Source organism: Pantoea sp. V106_11 (genome assembly GCF_029967885.1).
GTDB classification, from domain to species: domain Bacteria; phylum Pseudomonadota; class Gammaproteobacteria; order Enterobacterales; family Enterobacteriaceae; genus Pantoea; species Pantoea ananatis.
Genome location: NZ_JASCAK010000020.1, coordinates 541,763 through 559,620, shown reverse-complemented (window position 1 = coordinate 559,620; position 17,858 = coordinate 541,763). Strand labels below are relative to the sequence as shown.

17 protein-coding genes are annotated in these 17,858 nt (G+C 54.4%); 9 read left to right on the top strand and 8 right to left on the bottom strand.

What is annotated here, in order from left to right:
- Window positions 1-47: 47 nt before the first annotated feature.
- The 5 genes from fadD to QLG08_RS03950 form a co-directional block, all read right to left on the bottom strand.
- On the bottom strand, window positions 48-1,724 hold the full coding sequence (gene fadD / locus QLG08_RS03970) for a long-chain-fatty-acid--CoA ligase FadD (protein WP_126843543.1): 1,677 nt from the start codon (window positions 1,722-1,724) through the stop codon (window positions 48-50).
- A 203-nt stretch (window positions 1,725-1,927) separates the two neighbouring features.
- The gene (locus QLG08_RS03965; RefSeq protein WP_013026011.1) at window positions 1,928-2,521 is read right to left on the bottom strand and encodes a Slp family lipoprotein; all 594 of its coding nucleotides are present in this window, start codon (window positions 2,519-2,521) and stop codon (window positions 1,928-1,930) included.
- A gap of 60 nt (window positions 2,522-2,581) precedes the next feature.
- Window positions 2,582-3,280, bottom strand: a complete 699-nt coding sequence (gene tsaB / locus QLG08_RS03960; RefSeq protein WP_015700197.1) for a tRNA (adenosine(37)-N6)-threonylcarbamoyltransferase complex dimerization subunit type 1 TsaB — start codon at window positions 3,278-3,280, stop codon at window positions 2,582-2,584.
- A gap of 45 nt (window positions 3,281-3,325) precedes the next feature.
- Window positions 3,326-5,236, bottom strand: a complete 1,911-nt coding sequence (locus QLG08_RS03955; RefSeq protein WP_014605706.1) for an ATP-dependent DNA helicase — start codon at window positions 5,234-5,236, stop codon at window positions 3,326-3,328.
- 112 nt (window positions 5,237-5,348) lie between these two features.
- Window positions 5,349-5,516, bottom strand: coding sequence for a hypothetical protein (locus QLG08_RS03950; RefSeq protein ID WP_013026014.1), 168 nt, complete (start codon window positions 5,514-5,516; stop codon window positions 5,349-5,351).
- 152 nt (window positions 5,517-5,668) lie between these two features.
- Here QLG08_RS03950 and QLG08_RS03945 point away from each other — a divergent pair, with 152 nt between their 5' ends.
- The gene (locus QLG08_RS03945; protein ID WP_014605705.1) at window positions 5,669-6,013 is read left to right on the top strand and encodes a RidA family protein; all 345 of its coding nucleotides are present in this window, start codon (window positions 5,669-5,671) and stop codon (window positions 6,011-6,013) included.
- Window positions 6,014-6,028: 15 nt separating this feature from the next.
- Here the strand turns inward: QLG08_RS03945 and QLG08_RS03940 are convergent, their stop codons facing one another.
- The gene (locus tag QLG08_RS03940) at window positions 6,029-6,214 is read right to left on the bottom strand and encodes a YoaH family protein (RefSeq protein ID WP_013026016.1); all 186 of its coding nucleotides are present in this window, start codon (window positions 6,212-6,214) and stop codon (window positions 6,029-6,031) included.
- 109 nt (window positions 6,215-6,323) lie between these two features.
- On the opposite strand from QLG08_RS03940, the gene pabB reads away from it, so the two are divergent.
- The 4 genes from pabB (at window position 6,324) to QLG08_RS03920 (ending at window position 11,573) form a co-directional block, all read left to right on the top strand.
- On the top strand, window positions 6,324-7,682 hold the full coding sequence (gene pabB / locus QLG08_RS03935; RefSeq protein WP_019105118.1) for an aminodeoxychorismate synthase component 1: 1,359 nt from the start codon (window positions 6,324-6,326) through the stop codon (window positions 7,680-7,682).
- Window positions 7,683-8,246 (top strand): CoA pyrophosphatase, encoded by a 564-nt coding sequence (locus QLG08_RS03930; protein ID WP_013026018.1) that lies wholly within the window; start codon window positions 7,683-7,685, stop codon window positions 8,244-8,246.
- A gap of 186 nt (window positions 8,247-8,432) precedes the next feature.
- A complete protein-coding gene (locus QLG08_RS03925) occupies window positions 8,433-9,797 on the top strand; it encodes an L-serine ammonia-lyase (protein WP_014593850.1) in 1,365 nt (454 codons plus the stop codon).
- Between the two features lie 213 nt (window positions 9,798-10,010).
- A complete protein-coding gene (locus tag QLG08_RS03920) occupies window positions 10,011-11,573 on the top strand; it encodes a cyclic diguanylate phosphodiesterase (RefSeq protein WP_014593851.1) in 1,563 nt (520 codons plus the stop codon).
- 81 nt (window positions 11,574-11,654) lie between these two features.
- Here the strand turns inward: QLG08_RS03920 and QLG08_RS03915 are convergent, their stop codons facing one another.
- Entirely contained in the window at window positions 11,655-13,223 is a 1,569-nt protein-coding gene (locus QLG08_RS03915) for a TerC family protein (RefSeq protein ID WP_014593852.1), read from the bottom strand.
- A 501-nt stretch (window positions 13,224-13,724) separates the two neighbouring features.
- On the opposite strand from QLG08_RS03915, the gene manX reads away from it, so the two are divergent.
- The 4 genes from manX (at window position 13,725) to QLG08_RS03895 (ending at window position 16,941) form a co-directional block, all read left to right on the top strand.
- The gene (manX, locus tag QLG08_RS03910; protein ID WP_158150760.1) at window positions 13,725-14,687 is read left to right on the top strand and encodes a PTS mannose transporter subunit IIAB; all 963 of its coding nucleotides are present in this window, start codon (window positions 13,725-13,727) and stop codon (window positions 14,685-14,687) included.
- Window positions 14,688-14,731: 44 nt separating this feature from the next.
- Window positions 14,732-15,532 carry a PTS mannose/fructose/sorbose transporter subunit IIC gene (locus tag QLG08_RS03905; protein WP_026020938.1) on the top strand — a complete coding sequence of 267 codons (801 nt, stop codon included), beginning with the start codon at window positions 14,732-14,734 and terminating at the stop codon, window positions 15,530-15,532.
- A 15-nt stretch (window positions 15,533-15,547) separates the two neighbouring features.
- The gene (locus QLG08_RS03900; protein WP_013026024.1) at window positions 15,548-16,393 is read left to right on the top strand and encodes a PTS mannose transporter subunit IID; all 846 of its coding nucleotides are present in this window, start codon (window positions 15,548-15,550) and stop codon (window positions 16,391-16,393) included.
- Window positions 16,394-16,482: 89 nt separating this feature from the next.
- Entirely contained in the window at window positions 16,483-16,941 is a 459-nt protein-coding gene (locus tag QLG08_RS03895; RefSeq protein ID WP_014593854.1) for a DUF986 family protein, read from the top strand.
- On the opposite strand, the gene rlmA is transcribed toward QLG08_RS03895, so the two are convergent.
- Window positions 16,938-17,747: a 23S rRNA (guanine(745)-N(1))-methyltransferase gene (gene rlmA, locus QLG08_RS03890; RefSeq protein WP_022623239.1), complete on the bottom strand. Its 810-nt coding sequence runs from the start codon at window positions 17,745-17,747 to the stop codon at window positions 16,938-16,940. The two genes, QLG08_RS03895 and rlmA, sit on opposite strands and share 4 nt — an antisense overlap.
- Between the last annotated feature and the right edge of the window lie 111 nt (window positions 17,748-17,858).

Below are 17,858 nucleotides of genomic sequence, written 5' to 3'. Positions count from 1 at the left end.
AAAAACGCCGGACAGAGCCGGCGTTCAACCTGAATCCTGACGGTGAATCAACCCGTGTGGGTTTTCACCTCGTCGCGCAGTTCACGACGCAGAATTTTTCCTACATTCGTTTTGGGTAGTTCATCGCGGAACTCAACGATTTTCGGCACTTTGTAGCCGGTGAGCTGACGACGACAGTGATCGAGCAGCTCTTCTTTGGTCAGCGAGGGATCTTTCTTCACCACACAGACCTTCACCGCCTCGCCCGACAGTTCGCTGGGCACGCCAATCGCAGCCGCTTCGCGCACTTTGGGATGCTGCATCAGAACGTCTTCAATTTCATTCGGATAGACGTTGAAACCTGACACCAGAATCATATCCTTTTTGCGGTCCACGATACGGATAAATCCTTCGTGGTCAACGGTAACAATATCCCCGCTGTGGAGCCAGCCATTTTTCAGGACTTCTGCCGTGGCCTCCGGATGCTGCCAGTAGCCATGCATCACCTGCGGACCCCGGATACACAATTCGCCGGGCTCTCCGGTTGGCACTTCATTGCCGTTTTCATCCAGAATGATCACGTCCGTTGAGGGCACCGGTAAGCCAATACTGCCCGTGTGGCAGCTGATGTCATAAGGATTGACGGAGACCAGCGGAGAGCACTCGGTCAGACCGTAGCCTTCCAGTAAATAGTGGCCGGTGAGTTTTTCCCAGCGCTCAGCGACTGCCTTTTGTACCGCCATCCCGCCCCCGGCAGAGAGGCGCAGGGTAGAAAAATCGAGTTTGGTAAAGCCATCGTCATTAAGCAGCGCGTTGAACAACGTATTCACGCCGGTAATGGCGGTAAACGGATATTTGGCGATCTCTTTAACAAAACCGGGAATATCACGCGGATTGGTGATCAGCAGATTCTGCCCACCCAGCTCAACAAACAGCAAGCCGTTAACGGTCAGCGCAAAGATATGGTAAAGCGGTAACGCTGTGACAACGCACTCCTTGCCATCCCGTAACAGCTTGCCGTAGGTGGCTTTCGTCTGTTCAAGGTTTGCCTGCATATTCCGGTGCGTCAGCATGGCACCTTTCGCCACGCCTGTCGTGCCGCCCGTGTATTGCAGAAACGCCAGATCCTCATTACTGACATCCGGGCGCTGATACGGCATTTTCTCTCCGGCTTCCAGTACGTGGCGAAACGCTATCGCACCCGGCAAATGGTACTTTGGTACCAGTCGCTTCACATACTTCACCACAAAGTTCACAAGGGTGGCTTTGACCGGTGCAAGCTGGTCGCCCATGCGGGTCAGAACAACGTGTTTGATCGCGGTCTCGCTGACGACTTTTTCTAACGTATGCGCAAAGTTAGAGACAATAACGATCGCGCTGGCACCGCTGTCATTAAGTTGGTGTTTTAATTCGCGCGGCGTATAGAGTGGGTTGACGTTGACCACGACCATTCCGGCCCGCAAAACGCCAAAGAGCGCAACCGGATATTGCAGCAGATTAGGCATCATCAGGGCAACACGGTCGCCCTGTTTCAGTTTCAACTCATGTTGCAGATAGGCGGCAAAGGCCCGACTTTTTTCGTCCAGTTGGCGATAGGTCATTTTTTGACCCATGTTGTAAAAAGCAGGTTGCCCGGCGTAACGGGCAACGGCCTGCTCAAACAGATCAACCAGAGAGCGGTAACGATCAGCATTAATTTCGGCAGGGACGTCTGCCGGGTAGCGTTTTAGCCAAACCTTATTCAAGGATTCACCCCGATAATCTTGTTGTGTACTCATCGCCGCCTCGACAATCGCATTTGTTAACAATATTTTAACTGATTGTACCAGTTTGCTCTTCTTGTCATGTTGAGGTTGCGAAGTCCATCACTAAATTTCGTCTTTGCAGACAATACAAATAAAAAGCCCGGCAGCGAGCACCGCTACCGGGCTGAATAAACAGGTAATGCTTACTGTGTCAGGATAGTTTCAACCTGTGCGGGCCCGCTGTTATACATTCCCCAGTACGGGTTGGGTCCCCAGTAGCCCCCACGATGGCGCGTCGGGCCATACCAAATCCACGGGTCAATGGGCTGCGGAGGCGCAACAATCTGGCGCGTCAGATGCCAGCGCTGATAGCCACGAACGTCGATGACCACAAACTGATAGGTGGCCTCGCCAATTTTGCCCTGCTCCGTGCCCTTAATCGTACCGAGCACCGTAACGTACTGATCTTTGACATCCGTCGGATCGACAAAGCCGGGAATGTCGGCATAGATGCGACCCACAGAGCTGGCGCCTAGTACGGGACGCGCGCCCTCATCCAGCGGCTGCGTTGCTATTTCCAGCCGGGTTTTGCCGTTACGGTTGAACACGTTAACCACCTTGCCGCCAAAGCGCGATTCCTGACCGACATAGATGGCCGGATCTTTCATCACCCGCAATAAGTCCTGCTGGGGCATGGCGGAATTGCCCTTAATATTATCCGGCACTGAAACACAACCACTTAAAACCAGGGCGCAGGCCAGTAGCAGACCGGCAACACCGTGACGACGAATTGACATGGGTATTCTCCTGAAAGTTGCTGTTTAGAGTGCTCCGATAACAATAAGTTGCGTCACGTTTCAGCGTCCAGGCAGTTTTTTCCAGGCCACCTCGTTTCTCAGATAGGTGGGTTCTGCGTTTTCAGGCAATACCGTCGCGCCCTGCTGCAAAGCGGCGACGGCCAGCGGCAACATATCTTCTGCCGCAGGCAGTTCCACATGGCTGTTAACCAGCTGAAGGGCATGGCCCTGCTGCAGATCTGGCCAGGCCTGCCAGCCGGTTCCGGCAGTAAACCATTCGCCCTCCAGCGCCTGCATCCGCGTCAAGGCCGCGGCGGGCGACAGTACGCTCTCGCTCGCTTCACCCTGCCAGTGACCCTGCTCATCACGCTGATACTCGGCCCAGTAGACTTCGCCCATACGGGCATCTATCGCGGTTAATACCCGCGTGGCACCGTGCAGCCGCCAGGCACCCTGCGCCAGCGTGGCCAGCGTAGAGATCCCCGCCATGGGCAACGCCGCGCCCAGTGCCAACCCCTGAGCGATCCCGATACCAATACGCACGCCGGTGAAGCTGCCCGGACCGCGGCCAAATGCCAGCGCATCAAGTTGTGTTAGTTCCAACTGCTGAGACTGCAGCAGTTCTGCCACTAAGGGTAAAATTCGTTGGGTGTGATCGCGCGGCGCGATCTCAAAGCGTGCATCAATCTGCTGCCCGTTGAGCAGGGCTGCAGAACAGGCTTCTGTCGCTGTATCCAGCGCTAAAATTCGGACCGACATAACGACCTCAGAGGATTCAAAAACGGCGCGCATCTTAGCATAAAATTACGCGTCAGGTTGCTGACGAATAAAGGCAATAGCCTGCGCGATATCCCGCGTGCGTGGAGTGGGCGGCAGGCTGTTAAGAAACAGCGCGCCATAAGGCCGGGATACCAGACGCTGGTCGCAAATCACCAGCACGCCACGATCGTCAGTATCGCGAATCAAACGGCCAACGCCCTGTTTCAACGTAATCACGGCGTCGGGCAGTTGCACGTCACTGAAGGGATCGCCTCCCCGCAAACGGCAGTCTTCCATGCGGGCTTTTAACAGCGGATCCTCCGGTGAGGTAAACGGCAGCTTGTCGATGATGACCAGCGACAGCGCATCGCCACGTACGTCCACCCCTTCCCAGAAGCTGCTGGTAGCCACCAGCAGAGCATTGCCCTTTTCGATAAACTGTTTCAGCAGTTGCCCTTTACTGGTTTCGCCCTGCACCAACACCGGCAACGTCATGGAGGCGCGGAACTCGGCCGCCAGCTCACGCATCATCAGATGTGAGGTACATAAGAAGAAGCAGCGGCCTTTGTTTGCATCGATCAAGGGCTTCATCATTTTAGCCAGCTGGCGTGCGCCACCGGGACGATTCGGTTCCGGCAGATTGCGGGGAACGCACAGTAATGCCTGCTGTGAGTAGTCAAACGGACTGCTGAGAATCAAACTCTTCGCCTTGCTCACGCCTAACCGATCGGCAAAATGGTCCATCTTTTCATCGACGGCCAGGGTCGCTGAGGTGAAAATCCATGCCGCTTTGCGGTCATCCATCATTTCCCGGAAGCGTTCGGCCACGGATAACGGCGTTAGCGCCAGCACAAAGTGACGCGATGTGCATTCATACCAGTAACTGAATCCCGGTTCGCTGATGGATCGTATGCGCTTCAGTCGCGTACGGTAAAGCGCTGCGCGTTCAAAGGCCGCATCAAGCAGCGCAGAACGCCCGAGTGAGAGTTTAATGACGTCATAGCAGAGTTCCAGGGCATCATCGAGCAGCGTGAACATGCGCATGATGTTGTTATCACTGAGCAAGTCCCGCAGATTTCCGCGATAGCCGGGTTCGCCCAGCGCCAGCCGAAAATCCTGAGCGCACTGAGCCAGCCTGTCGGCCGATTTTTGCAGTTGCTGAACGTCACGCACTTCGGTGCGATAGGCAATAATGATGTCTTTCGCCAGATCGGCTAACTGACGGCTGGAGATCTGCTGACCGAAATACTGGCTGGCGATATCCGGTAACTGATGGGCTTCGTCAAAAATCATGACGTCCGCTTCAGGGATCAGCTCACCGAAGCCCCCCTCTTTCACCACCAGATCGGCAAGAAAAAGATGATGATTGACGACGACCACATCGGCATCCATAGCCTTCTTGCGCGCTTTGACGACAAAACACGCTTTATACTGCGGGCAATCGCTTCCCAGACAGTTGTCGTTGGTACTGGTCACCAGCGGCCATATCGGACTGTCTTCCGTCACGTCTGCACAGGCGCTGATATCGCCGTCGACGGTGTGTGAGGCCCAGGCGCGCAGCGTCACCAGGTCGGTAAGCGACTGAACGCTCAGATCGCCGCCGGTGGCAGACTGCTGATCCATCCGCTCCAGGCACAGGTAGTTAGATCGCCCTTTAAGCAGCGCCGTTTTACCGGTAAATTTTAGCGCGTTAGCAATGGTGGGCAAATCGCGAGCATAAAGCTGATCCTGCAGGGCTTTTGAGCCCGTGGACACAATCACTTTTTTATTGGCGCGTAACGCCGGTGCCAGGTAGGCATAGGTCTTGCCCGTCCCCGTGCCCGCTTCAACAACCAGCTCACCGCTGCTCTGCACGGCCTCGGTGACAGCCTGGGCCATTTCACGCTGTGCTTCACGCGGTTTGAACCCCGTAATACGCTTTGCCAGCGCGCCATCTGATGCAAAATCGTCTGCCACGTATCCTCTCAATTCCGGCAAAAAACACTGTATATTATGTCAGTCTTTCCCGCCTTAAGGAAATGGCTGACGCGGGCGTCTCCATTATGCTAGCTGGATGCAGGGAATGCCGCTAATGACTGATATAAAGCGCACCCGCCGCCAGGATCACCCATAAAACCGCCAGCGTGATAAACCCCTGTCTGGCCGTACGCGACATGCCCACAAAAGTTGACACCACCACAGACAGCAGCGCCAGTGCGCCAAACATCACCCAAAACAGATATTGCGTATTCGCCATGCCTTCTTCCTAGGAGTCCTGAACTGATAAGCGACGTTTTATACCATTTTTCCGGCCACGATGCGCGACCGACGCCCGCAGGCGTTTGCAATGGATGACAATGGCATCGGGAATATGTCAGGCTAGGCGTCCAAAAAAATAAGGAGAAGATGATGAGCATTACGCGCATTGATCCCGAACATCGTATGTCCGAAGCGGTTGTTCATAACGACACGATTTATTATACCAGCGTGCCTGAAAACCTTGATGCGGATGCCGAAGCGCAAACCGCCAATGCGCTGGCGGTGATTGACGCCCTGCTTACACGCGTGGGCAGTGACAAAAGCAAAATCCTGGATGCCACCATTTTTCTGGTCGATAAAGCTGATTTTGCGGCAATGAACCGCGCCTGGGACGCCTGGGTTTCACCCGGCAATGCCCCAGTGCGCTGCACGGTTCAGGCAGCCTTAATGAATCCGAAGTATAAAGTCGAAATAAAAATTATCGCCGCGCGTTAACCCCGGTTCCGGGCGTCAGCCTTCGTCGTCTTCATCTTCGAAGCGCGCCCGAATCAGTTCTCCGGTGTGACTTTCACGAATTTCCTGCGCCACCAGGGTTATCGCCTCGCCGCTGGACATGCCCTCTGCCATTAACTGTTGAATGCGTTCTACCGCGCGTTGCTGCTGGTCGTGTGAAAGTGCGGGTAATCCTGTAATCATGTTTCACTCCTGCTTTAGGGCTGCCATTATTTCATGGGGAACAAACAGGTGCCAGTCAGGAAAAAATATGTCAGTCTAACGGCATTTCTGATGTCAGATTTTGTGCTCAATGAACGTTCAAACTCATAACCTACGTTATTCTCCTGACGCCCTTACGCACTATTTTTCCCGTATTGCGCATCTGCCATGGGCGATGCTGCTGTCGTCAGGGCACGCCGATCACAGCGATAACCGTTTTGATATCCTGACCGCCGATCCCCTTACCACACTGACGACGCGTGGCAGGATAACAGAAATTCGCCATGCACATGGCCATGAAAACAGTGAGGACGATCCTCTCTCTCTCGTGCAGCACTACTGCAACGCGTTGGGCATCTCCCCAACACGCCATCCGGATTTACCCTTTGTGGGCGGCGCGCTGGGGCTGTTTGGCTATGACCTGGGACGGCGCTTTGAGCAGTTACCTCAGATCGCCACCGCCGATCTGCAGACGCCGGATATGGCGGTGGGCATCTACAACTGGGCGTTAATTGCCGATCATCATCGTCAGACATTGACCCTGGTTGCTGTAGAGGATGTTGCGCAGCGGCTCAGTTGGCTGGAAGGCTGGCCCACACGCGAAAGCGCGCCGTTTTCACTGACCAGCGAATGGTCCGCTAACCTCAGCGTTGATGACTACGCGGAACGTTTTCGCAAGGTCCAGGCCTATATCCAGGCGGGTGACTGCTATCAGGTCAACCTGTCACAGCGCTTCAAGGCCGGTTATCAGGGTGACGAATGGCGTGCGTTCTGCTTGCTGAATCAGGCTAATCGCGCGCCTTTCAGCGCTTTTTTACGCCTGCCGGAGAGCGCCATTCTCAGCCTTTCCCCCGAGCGCTTTATGGCGCTGGATCAACACGTCATTACGACCCGCCCGATTAAAGGTACGCGCCCGCGTGACAGCGATCCGCTGCGGGACGCCGCCCAGGCCGAAAGTCTGCGGACGTCCGCCAAAGACCGGGCAGAGAATCTGATGATTGTCGATCTGCTGCGTAATGATATAGGCCGGGTCGCCGTGGCCGGTTCCGTAAGCGTACCCGAACTGTTTGTGGTGGAACCCTTTCCGGCAGTGCATCATCTGGTCAGCACCGTTCGCGCCACGCTGCCCGAAAATCTGCAGGCCTGCGATCTGTTACGCGCCTGCTTTCCCGGCGGTTCGATCACGGGTGCGCCGAAAATTCGTGCAATGGAAATTATCGATGAACTGGAACCGCAACGCCGTAACGCCTGGTGTGGCAGCATCGGATATCTGAGTGTGTGTGGTCGTATGGACACCAGTATTACGATTCGTACGTTGATTGCCGAAGATCATCACCTCTACTGTTCGGCTGGCGGCGGTTTAGTGGCCGACAGCGAGCTGGAATCGGAATATCAGGAAACCCTGGATAAGGTCAGCCGCATTTTGCCCGCGCTGGAAAAAGGGGCCTGAATGGCGTTGACCCTGGCGGATTTCCGCACCCGCTTTCTGCTGCAGCCCCCTCAGCAACCTACGCAGCCGCTTTCTGGGCGCCATGCGGCGGTGTTAATTCCCATTGTTGCACGTCAGCAGCCCGGTCTTCTGCTGACCCAGCGTTCACACGGGCTGCGTAAGCACGCCGGTCAGGTGGCTTTTCCCGGTGGCATGCAGGACCCCGAAGATGGTTCGCTGGTCGCTACCGCTTTGCGGGAAGCGCAGGAAGAGGTGGGCATTTCACCCGCTCAGGTGGAGGTTTTGGGCTGCCTGCCTGCGGTGACCAGCAGCACAGGATTTCAGGTCACGCCTGTGTTAGGCATCATCCCGGACCGCCTCGCGCTGCGCATCAACCCCGATGAAGTGGTGAGTACTTTTGAAATGCCCCTGACCGAAGCGTTGCGCCTCAGCCGCTACGCAGAGCTTGACTACTACCGCGCCGGTATTCGCCATCCTGTGTGGCTGTCGCGCTATCAGGATTACCTGGTCTGGGGCATGACAGCAGGTATTATTCGTTCACTGAGTCAGCAAATTGCGTTTTAGTTGACGCAGCTTTCATTTTTAACCCTGTTTACGGGCTTCCGCGCGATCTCACACTATAATTTTTTTTCGTGGTTTTAATTAGTTTATTTCATGCGAAAAGCAGCGCGTTCATCCTGCTTCGCCGTTTACTATTAGCGCCATAAACTGCCACGGCAGGGTAAGTTTTTTTTGTGAGGAGTGTCACCCATGATTTCGGTTTTTGACATGTTTAAAGTGGGCATTGGCCCATCCAGTTCTCATACGGTCGGTCCGATGAAAGCGGGTAAGCAGTTTGTGGATCTGTTGTCTGAACAGGGCAAACTGCATGAGGTGACACGCATCGCCGTCGATGTCTATGGTTCCCTGTCATTGACCGGTAAAGGTCACCATACCGATATCGCTATCATCATGGGCCTGGCGGGTGAGTCACCTGACAGCGTAGACATTGATTCCATTCCTGCCTTTATCAAAGACGTGCAGCAGCGGGAACGTCTGCTGGTTGCGAAAGGCGCGCATGAAGTCGATTTTCCTCGCGAAGGCGGCATGGTCTTCCGCAGCGAGAACCTTTCTCTGCATGAAAATGGCCTGCGCCTGCTGGCGTTTTCGGGCGATCTGCTGGTGTTGTCAAAGACCTATTACTCCGTTGGCGGCGGCTTCATTGTCGATGAAGAGCATTTTGGTCAGTCTGCGCTGGATGAAGTTTCGGTTCCCTGGCCTTTCCACTCGGCAAAAGAGTTGTTGTCGCACTGCCGTGAAACCGGGCTTTCCCTGTCAGGGCTGGTGATGAAAAATGAACTGGCACTGCATTCGCGTGACGACATTAACGCCTATTTCGCAACAATCTGGCAAACCATGCAGGCCTGTATCGATCGCGGCCTGAATACCGAAGGCGTGCTGCCCGGTCCCTTGCGCGTGCCGCGCCGCGCCGCGTCACTGCGCCGCCTGCTGATCTCCTCTGCCAAGCACTCTAACGATCCCATGGTCGTTATTGACTGGATTAACATGTTTGCTCTGGCGGTAAATGAAGAGAATGCCGCCGGGGGGCGCGTGGTCACCGCACCAACCAACGGTGCCTGCGGCATCGTGCCAGCCGTGCTGGCCTACTACGACCACTTTATCGAACCGGTCACGCCCGATATCTTTATTCGCTATTTTCTCGCCTCCGGCGCGATCGGCATTCTTTATAAAATGAATGCCTCTATCTCCGGTGCCGAAGTGGGCTGTCAGGGCGAAGTGGGCGTTGCCTGTTCTATGGCTGCAGCCGGTCTGGCGGAACTGTTAGGTGCCAGTCCAGAGCAGGTCTGTGTCGCTGCGGAGATCGGCATGGAGCACAATCTGGGTCTGACGTGCGATCCCGTGGCGGGTCAGGTCCAGGTGCCCTGCATTGAACGCAATGCCATTGCCTCCGTGAAGGCCATCAACGCTGCACGTATGGCCCTGCGCCGCACCAGCGAGCCACGCGTTTCGCTGGATAAGGTCATTGAAACCATGTACGAGACAGGAAAAGACATGAATGCCAAATATCGCGAGACCTCCCGCGGCGGACTGGCGATAAAAGTTCAGTGTGACTAATATTTTTTGAGATTTGTTTCTAACTTTCTGCTTTTTAACCAGTGCATTAGTCAGCCCTGCCTGCTATAAATATTAACAATGTTAAAGCGACCTTCGGGTCGCTCTCCTTTTTTTATGACCTTTCATTTTACGCTCAGGTCCTAAATTTGCTTCGGGCCGTGCCGATAACAACCCAGCTATATCTATTTTCTGGTTTTGGGAAGGTGATTCTTGATGTTCATGGCCCAGCAATATGTTGGACAATACAGACGTAAGCGATTGCTTATTGCGCTGGTGATTGCTTCGATTGTTCTTACATTAACGCTGGCTTTTCGCTATTTTGAAGAAAAATCACGTATTCAAAAGCGAGCAATCAGCTTTGCCGACACGGCGATCACGCGTTTCGATCGCATGTTTTCACCTCTCGACGTCTCAGCGAACAACATGCTGGGCCTGGTGGGTATGCCCTGCCAGGATGCCCGTTTTCCATTAATTGAAAAGATTTCGTCACTACAAACGGTGCGCGCTGTTCTGTTGGTCGATGGGGACACGCTCTACTGTTCCAGTATTTTTGGCACCCGGGACATCTCATTTAGTCAGACCTACCCCGAACTGGCCCTTAACGATCGGCGCATGGTGTTATCCACGGATGAGTATCTGCTTAAAGGTTCACCCGTTTTATTACTGTGGACGCCAACGACGCTGGATAATCGTTCTGGCATTCTTCAGGCCATTAATATTGAATTAATGAGCAGCTACCTGCTGGAGCCGCAGGCGCCCTGGGTTGAACGGGCCATTTTTAACGTCAACGGTAAAAGCCTGGAATACGGTAATCCGTTGATTGAGTCCACGCAGCCTTCTGAAGATGAAGTCACCTATACCGAGGCCTCACTGCGTTATCCTTACACCGTGACGCTCTATGGTCCGTCACCTTCCCGCCTGGCGCTGGAATCTTTACCCTCGCAGTTGCCGCTGGCGCTGATGCTGAGTTTACTGATTGGCTACGTGGTCTGGCTGGCGACCGCCAATCGTATGAGTCTGAGCTGGCAGATTAGTTACGGCATTACGGCCAGGGAGTTTATGGTTTACTGCCAGCCGTTGATCAATGCTCGTACGTCTGAGTGTGAAGGCATTGAGCTACTGTTGCGTTGGCACAATCCTCGGCAGGGCTGGATTCCGCCTGACGTCTTTATCCCTCTTGTTGAGCGTCAGAACCTGATTAAGCCGTTAACCCGCTTTGTACTGAACCGCGTTGTCGAAGCCTTACCCGACCTTCCGCATAGCCCTCATTTTCACATTGCCATTAACGTGGCTGCCAGCCACTTCCGCGACCGCGCCATTCTGGAAGACCTGCAAACGCTTTGGTGGCCCGCCGAGCCCGTTCCCACGCTGGTTGTTGAATTAACCGAACGTGATGCGCTGCCCGTCGTCGATCAGGCCGTAATTTCTCAACTGCACGACATTGGGGTGCGTCTGGCGATTGATGATTTCGGCACCGGGCACAGCTCGTTGTCCTACCTGAAAGATTTGCAGCCGGACGTGTTAAAGCTGGATAAAATTTTTACCGCGTCAATTGGCACAGATGCCATCAACGCCATCGTGACGGATATGGTGATTTCTCTGGCACAGCGCCTGAACATCAGTCTGGTTGCGGAAGGCGTTGAAACCGAGGAACAGGCCCACTATCTGAGGGATCGGGGCGTGGAACATTTACAGGGCTATTACTTTGCCCGCCCCATGCCGCTGGAGGACTTCCCGGAATGGTTGCGTCAGCACCAGCTTACCCTCGGCCTGTAATGCGATAAAAGTGTGCCATCGCGTTATTCCGCGCAAAAAAAACGCATCACTCCGTGATGCGTTTTATCTTCAGGCGTGGCCTTAACCTTCTTCTTCGTCGTCGTCACGCTGATCTTTGGTTACCCGGACCAGATCAATGCGGTACTCCGTCGCGTCAATAATCTGGAAGTGCAGCGGTTCGATATCGATCACGTCGCCGGGCTTAGGTAACTGCCCTTTTTGCGCAATCAACAAGCCAGCCAGCGAAGCATGATCTTCCTCCGGCTTCACCAGCTCATGGAAGTCCAGAAGCTGCTGCAGAGAATGCAGGTCAGTGCCGCCTTTTACTAACCAGCCGTCGCCATCCATGATGATATCCGGCGTTTCATCTTCATCCGGGAATTCACCGGCAATCGCTTCCAGCACGTCCAGCGGCGTAATTAAGCCCTGCACCACACCAAACTCGTTAGTCACGATCACGAAGCTACCTTTGGCACGACGCAGCACGCCGAGCAGGTTAATTGGGTCAAGCGTTTCCGGCACAATAATCGTCGGTGTGCTGGCGGCAAAGGTCGCGACGTCAACGCCGTGATCCAGCGCCACCAGCAGCTCTTTGGCCCTGACCACGCCGATGATCTCATCCAGTTCCCCCCGACACACCGGGAACAGGCTGTGCGGCGTATCCAGAAGTTGAATACGAATTTCATCTACAGGACGGTTGGCATCCACCCACGAGATATCGCCGCGCGGTGTCATAATGCTGCGGATGGAACGTGACGCCAGCGTCAGTACGCCGTTAATCATGTAGCGCTCTTCATCTTTAAACGCTTCCTGCGGCATCGCGACGGCAATCGCCTGCTCTTCAGTGCTCGCAGGTGCGCTCTGCACCCGGTTACGTCCCCCCATCAACCGCAGAATGGCCTCGGCGGTGCGCTCACGCATCGGACGATGGGACTGGTGACGAATGAAGTTGCGACGGGCAATCTGATTGAACAACTCGATAAGAATCGAGAAACCAATCGCCGCATACAGATAGCCTTTCGGAATATGAAAGCCAAAGCCTTCAGCCACCAGTGACAGGCCGATCATCAACAGGAAACTCAGACACAGCACCACAACAGTAGGATGCGCGTTAACGAATTTGGTTAGCGGCTTGGAAGCCAGCAGCATCACCACCATCGCAATCACGACCGCAGTCATCATGACCGGCAGGTTATTCACCATCCCTACCGCCGTTATCACGGCATCCAGTGAGAATACCGCATCCAGTATGACAATCTGGGTCACCACCGCCCAAAAGCTGGCGTAGCTACGGTTACCGCTGTTTTCCAGCTGACGGTTTTCCAGCCGCTCATGCAGTTCCATGGTGGCCTTAAACAACAGGAATATCCCGCCCGCCAGCAAAATCAGATCGCGTCCGGCAAAGCTAAAATCCCCCACGCTGAACAGAGGGCGTGTCAGGGTTACCATCCAGGAGATAAGTGACAACAGCCCCAGGCGCATCACCAGTGCCAGAGAAAGACCAATTAATCGCGCTTTATCACGCTGCTTAGGAGGCAACTTATCCGCAAGAATGGCAATAAAGACCAGGTTATCAATGCCGAGTACGATTTCCAGCACGATGAGCGTGAGCAATCCCGCCCAAATTGAGGGGTCGAACAGAAATTCCATTAGTGACTCCAGAAAAAGGATGTGATTACGCTAACGCATGCCCGCGTCGAAGGACGTGACAGAGAGAAGCCCGGAAAAGCAGAGAAAACGCGGTCTGGCGTAAATTGGCGCGCTGAAGAGCGCAAAGACAAGGTTAAGCAACGTCGGTGACGATCCATAAGGGTGGGCTGCTGCCCGCTACTCCTGAATAATAAACAGATCGCTAATGTATCAGTTCGTACAACGAGGTCAAAAAATTTTCCTGTTTTTACATTTTCGCCAGACGGCATTGAGTGACATAAAAACTCAACTTCCCTCTTTCATGCTGCAAATAACCAACCAATGTCACAAAATTTATTTTTTCGGACACTAAAATAAATCCGGCATCACGTAGTGAGTTAGTTATCCCTGCAATGTTGAAGTCAGGTTAAATCACATTAACAAGATTTGGATATTGTTAACGCGATAATTCTTAACGGTTCCTCAGATTCTGAGGAACTAACAAGCGAACGGAGGTAGCACGTGACCATTGCTCTTGTAATTGGTACACACGGCTGGGCAGCGGAGCAGCTGCTAAAAACGGCAGAGATGCTTTTAGGCGAACAGGAAAATGTGGGATGGATTGATTTTGTCCCGGGAGAAAACGCGGACACGCTGATTGAGAAATATCAGGCAAGACTGACAGAACTGGACACCTCACAGGGCGTGCTTTTTCTGGTTGATACCTGGGGCGGCAGCCCTTTCAATGCAGCCAGCCGGCTGGTCGTTGATAAAACACATTTTGAGGTGGTCGCCGGGGTAAACATTCCCATGTTGGTGGAAACCCTGATGGCGCGGGATGATAACCCCTCTTTTGACGAGCTGGTGGCCATTGCGGTAGAAACCGGTCGCGAAGGCGTCAGAGCCTTAAAAGCACAACCTGAAGAAAAACCCGCAGCGGTTGCCGCCCCGGCCAGCGCCCCGCATGCCAGTCGCCCTCTCACCCCCGACGACCATATGAATATTTGCCTGGCGCGCATCGACGACCGCCTGATTCATGGGCAGGTCGCTACACGCTGGACCAAGGAAACCAACGTCAGCCGCATCATCGTTGTCAGCGACGAAGTGGCCAACGACAACGTGCGCAAAACGCTGTTAACCCAGGTGGCACCGCCGGGCGTCACCGCGCATGTGGTGGGCGTCGATAAGATGGTGCGCGTCTGGAATAACCCCAAATATGCCCGGGATCGGGTCATGCTGCTGTTTACCAACCCGACGGATGTCCTGCGGATTGTTGAGCAAGGGGTTGATATCAAGAGCGTTAACATTGGCGGCATGGCTTTTCGCCAGGGTAAAACCCAGGTCAACAATGCCGTCTCGGTCGATGAAAAAGATATCGCCGCATTTCGCCAGCTTAACGCGCGCAACATCGAACTTGAGGTGCGTAAAGTTTCGGGCGACCCAAAACTAAAAATGATGGATCTGGTGGCAAAGGTGAGCGCATAACGCGCCAGCCGTCTTTTTCTATCCTGTAGAGGACAAGCAGTATGATGGAAATAACCACACTTCAAATTGTATTAATCTTTATCATTGCCTGTATTGCCGGGATGGGTTCGATCCTGGATGAGTTCCAGTTTCACCGTCCGTTAGTCGCCTGTACGCTGATTGGCATTGTGCTGGGTGATATGAAAACGGGCATCATCATCGGCGGTACGCTGGAGATGATTGCGCTGGGCTGGATGAACATCGGTGCTGCAGTTGCCCCGGACGCTGCGCTGGCCTCGATTATCTCCACCATTCTGGTTATTGCCGGTGGACAGAGCGTCGGTGCCGGTATCGCCCTGGCCATCCCGCTGGCGGCAGCCGGTCAGGTGCTGACGATCATCGTGCGTACGCTGACCGTAGCCTTCCAGCATGCCGCTGACAAAGCGGCAGAGAAAGGCAACCTCACGGCCATCTCATGGATCCACGTTTCCGCCTTACTGCTTCAGGCCATGCGCATCGCGATTCCGGCGCTGATTGTGGCTATCTCGGTAGGAACGGATGCGGTTCACTCCCTGCTCAGCTCTATTCCGGAGGTGGTCACCAACGGCCTGAACATCGCGGGTGGCATGATCGTGGTGGTGGGTTATGCCATGGTCATCAACATGATGCGCGCAGGCTACCTGATGCCGTTCTTCTATCTGGGTTTCGTTACTGCCGCGTTTACCAGCTTTAACCTGGTGGCACTGGGCGTGATTGGCGTGGTGATGGCGGTGCTCTATATCCAGCTCAGCCCGAAATATAACCGCGCAGCCGGTGCGCCTGCGGCATCGCCGTCAGCTAACGACCTCGACAACGAACTCGATTAAGGAACAGGTGACAACATGGTTGATATAACAAAAGTCGAAAAGAAACTGACGCCGGGTGACGTACGCGCTGTGTTTTTACGCTCAAACCTGTTTCAGGGCTCCTGGAACTTTGAACGTATGCAGGCGCTGGGGTTCTGTTTCTCAATGGTGCCGGTCATTCGCCGTCTTTATCCTGAAAATAATGACGATCGTAAGCAGGCGATCAAACGCCATCTGGAGTTTTTTAATACACATCCATACGTCGCCGCGCCTGTGCTGGGCGTGACGATGGCCATGGAAGAGCAGCGCGCCAACGGTGCCGCGATTGATGACGGTGCCATCAACGGCATCAAAGTGGGCCTGATGGGCCCGCTGGCTGGCGTAGGTGACCCGATTTTCTGGGGAACCGTTCGTCCCGTATTTGCGGCATTAGGCGCGGGGATTGCAATGAGCGGCAGTCTGCTCGGTCCGCTGCTGTTCTTTATCCTGTTTAACCTGGCGCGTCTGTTAACCCGTTATTACGGCGTCGCTTATGGTTACCGCAAGGGGATTGATATCGTCAGCGATATGGGCGGTGGCTTCCTGCAAAAACTGACCGAGGGGGCATCCATACTCGGCCTGTTTGTCATGGGGGCGCTGGTCAATAAGTGGACGCACGTCAACATTCCGTTGGTGGTTTCACGCATCACCGATCAAACCGGAAAAACCACGGTGACAACCGTGCAGTCGATTCTGGATCAGCTGATGCCGGGGATCGTACCGCTCCTGCTGACCTTCGCCTGTATGTGGCTGCTGCGCCGTAAGGTCAATGCCCTGTGGATCATTGTGGGCTTTTTTGCTATCGGTATTTTTGGCTACTGGATTGGTTTGCTCGGGCTGTAACCGGCATCACATCGGGAGCTGCGGCTCCCGATGTTTTCAGATTGTGGTCGCGTGACTCACGCCCGGCTTTAATCAGTAAAGGAAGAAGAATGTCATTGACCGACATCGTCATCGCCCTCTGCATCGCTGCCCTTCTGTTATTGGCTATTTACGTTGAAGCCGTGCTACCACGTCGTCATGGCCCTGCGCTTTTACGTGTCCCGCTCCAACGCCAACACAAAGCAGACAGCCTGATTTTTATTGGCTTACTGCTCATTCTGTTGTGGAACAATCTGACCCATCAGGGGCCGAAACTCACGACCACGCTTTTGATGGTGCTGTGCTTTTTATCGTTCTGGCTTTTCTGGGTGCGCCGCCCCAAATTGCTGATGAAAAGTCAGGGGCTGTTTTATGCCGGCAGATGGACAACGTATCCACAGATACAGAGCATCAATCTTTCCGAGGACGGTATTTTGGTGATGCAGCTTGAGCAGCGGCGGTTGCTTATCGCCGTGCAACAGCTTGACGATCTGGAACGCATTTACCAGACCCTGGTGGAGGCACGCTAATCGCGTTGCCACAGGGTGATCATAAAGTCTGCGTCGCAGGGAAACTGCGTACTTTCCGCTAAGCTCTGCCACACATCAGGTCGCGCGCGCCAGGCAAAGGGCGTCATCTGCAACAAGGTGGTGGCAGACTGCCCGCTCAACGCCATTGGATACGTTAAACGATGCTGGGCGAGTTGACGAAATCCCTGGTAGCTTTTCTCTTCCGAGGCGTGGAGTTGAACGTCGCGGTATATCAGCGCCTTAAGCTGCTGAAGATGATGAGGCCCGGGCGTGACCGTGAGTAAAAAGCCTCCCGGTTTAATGACCCGGCTGAGCTCAGTCTCGTTACAGGGCGCATAAATGCGGACCACCGCATCCAGCGAAGCATCACCAAACGGCAGGCGGTGGCTTGATGCCACGCAAAATAAAACCTGGGCGTAACGCTTTGCCGCCAGCCTGACGGCCATCTTCGCCACATCCAGACCATAAACCTGGCCCTCAGGCGCGAGCTCGCTGGCCAGTGCGCCCGTGTAGTAGCCTTCTCCACAGCCGATATCCAGAATCTGCGCAGCCGGTTGGTTCAGATGCTGGTTAAGGACGGCAACCACGTTGTCCCGCAAAGGCTGGTAGTGACCGGCCTGCAGAAACGCACGTCGCGCCTGCATCATGTCTGCACTGTCGCCCGGTTCACGTGAACCTTTATGTTGAACGGGCAGCAAATTGACGTAGCCCTCTTTCGCCTGATCGAACTGATGGCGATTTTCACAGCGCCAGCTGCGGTCAGTCAGGGTCAGGGGGAAGTGACAAAGTGGGCAGTTCAAAGACATCAGGCGCTCCTGCAAAGATTAACGCGCGGAAGTGTACTTGACGGGAAACAATAGCGAAAGCGTAAAAAAAGCCTCGGCCAGTTGGCCAAGGCTTTAATATCTGAGACTGTG

Bases quoted from the DNA above. Each gene is read 5' to 3' on its own strand.
- QLG08_RS03965 (WP_013026011.1), bottom strand. From the start codon at position 2,521: ATGTCAATTCGTCGTCACGGTGTTGCCGGTCTGCTACTGGCCTGCGCC.
- tsaB (WP_015700197.1), bottom strand. From the start codon at position 3,280: ATGTCGGTCCGAATTTTAGCGCTGGATACAGCGACAGAAGCCTGTTCT.
- QLG08_RS03950 (WP_013026014.1), bottom strand. From the start codon at position 5,516: ATGGCGAATACGCAATATCTGTTTTGGGTGATGTTTGGCGCACTGGCG.
- QLG08_RS03945 (WP_014605705.1), top strand. From the start codon at position 5,669: ATGAGCATTACGCGCATTGATCCCGAACATCGTATGTCCGAAGCGGTT.
- QLG08_RS03940 (WP_013026016.1), bottom strand. From the start codon at position 6,214: ATGATTACAGGATTACCCGCACTTTCACACGACCAGCAGCAACGCGCG.
- pabB (WP_019105118.1), top strand. From the start codon at position 6,324: ATGAACGTTCAAACTCATAACCTACGTTATTCTCCTGACGCCCTTACG.
- QLG08_RS03930 (WP_013026018.1), top strand. From the start codon at position 7,683: ATGGCGTTGACCCTGGCGGATTTCCGCACCCGCTTTCTGCTGCAGCCC.
- QLG08_RS03925 (WP_014593850.1), top strand. From the start codon at position 8,433: ATGATTTCGGTTTTTGACATGTTTAAAGTGGGCATTGGCCCATCCAGT.
- QLG08_RS03920 (WP_014593851.1), top strand. From the start codon at position 10,011: ATGTTCATGGCCCAGCAATATGTTGGACAATACAGACGTAAGCGATTG.
- QLG08_RS03915 (WP_014593852.1), bottom strand. From the start codon at position 13,223: ATGGAATTTCTGTTCGACCCCTCAATTTGGGCGGGATTGCTCACGCTC.
- QLG08_RS03905 (WP_026020938.1), top strand. From the start codon at position 14,732: ATGGAAATAACCACACTTCAAATTGTATTAATCTTTATCATTGCCTGT.
- QLG08_RS03900 (WP_013026024.1), top strand. From the start codon at position 15,548: ATGGTTGATATAACAAAAGTCGAAAAGAAACTGACGCCGGGTGACGTA.
- QLG08_RS03895 (WP_014593854.1), top strand. From the start codon at position 16,483: ATGTCATTGACCGACATCGTCATCGCCCTCTGCATCGCTGCCCTTCTG.
- rlmA (WP_022623239.1), bottom strand. From the start codon at position 17,747: ATGTCTTTGAACTGCCCACTTTGTCACTTCCCCCTGACCCTGACTGAC.